The sequence below is a fragment of the Escherichia sp. TW14182 genome (genome assembly GCF_000208525.1).
Classification (GTDB): Bacteria; Pseudomonadota; Gammaproteobacteria; order Enterobacterales; family Enterobacteriaceae; genus Escherichia; species Escherichia ruysiae.
This window is the reverse complement of sequence record NZ_AEJZ01000346.1, coordinates 1-888: the sequence shown is the minus strand read 5'-3', so window position 1 is coordinate 888 and position 888 is coordinate 1. Positions and strand designations below refer to the sequence as shown.

General features: G+C 46.5%; 1 protein-coding gene and 1 pseudogene. Both read right to left on the bottom strand.

Annotation, left to right across the window (positions count from 1 at the left end):
• A partial coding sequence (locus EQY_RS0121405) for a terminase small subunit (protein WP_000867486.1) occupies nucleotides 1-390 on the bottom strand: 390 nt, incomplete at its 3' end.
• A 301-nt stretch (nucleotides 391-691) separates the two neighbouring features.
• Nucleotides 692-888, bottom strand: a pseudogene (locus EQY_RS0121395) (hypothetical protein); the annotation flags it as partial.

Below are 888 nucleotides of genomic sequence, written 5' to 3'. Positions count from 1 at the left end.
TACAAGTATCCCCGAAATCTCCTGTGCCACACGTTGCAGAATGAAGGTAAACAATTCCGTTTCCAGCACCAGCCCTTCTTCACGGGCATTTTTCAGCTCCTGTGCGTCAGCCTGTGCTTTGGTTAACCGGTAGCGTTCATAGTCAATGGTGCCGGGTTGTAAATCTGATTCTGCAGTCGCACGCAAATCTTCCAGTTCTTTGCGGAGCTTTTCGTTTTCGATATCTTTTTCCCGCTGCGCATACCACTCAATGGCTTCTGCAGTATTGAACATGGCTTCAATACCTTTGCCTCCCCCCGACAAAACTCTCAGCCCCTGACTTTGCCAGCCAGTGATTGTTCTGACATCGCACTCAAAAATTTCCGCCAGTTTCTTTTTGTTAACCTTCACGGCACATATTCCTCACAAAAAGAAGAAAGGATCTCAAAACGCTTTTTTCAGCGAAAAATCACCGCTGCCAGATCCTTTCTTTTTTTTAAGAAAACTCTATTAAACAACAGGTTAGCCAGAAGAAGAACGGATCTGCTTTTTCCCTGAAAATTTTCATAAATAGCGCGTTTTTGCGCGTCCCCAGACCCTCGGTGTTTCAGGTTCCAGAAAGGACCCGTTGAAATGGGAGTAATTATCATTTACGCGTTCTAACACCTGCATTATCGCAACCCCTCACACAGAAGGGCTGCTGTAATGCCTGTTACTCACGAATCAGGCGAGCACTCTTACCATTCATTTCAATACGCGAATACTGCGGTTTACCATCAATGATGTCTGTCATCACGAACATCTCACCCGGCTGCAGTTCAACTACTGCGCCTTCCGGCAATTCCATGCAGGCAAATACCGGACAGCCCGGATAACGACCATCTTCTGTTGCTTCCAGCATTGACTCAC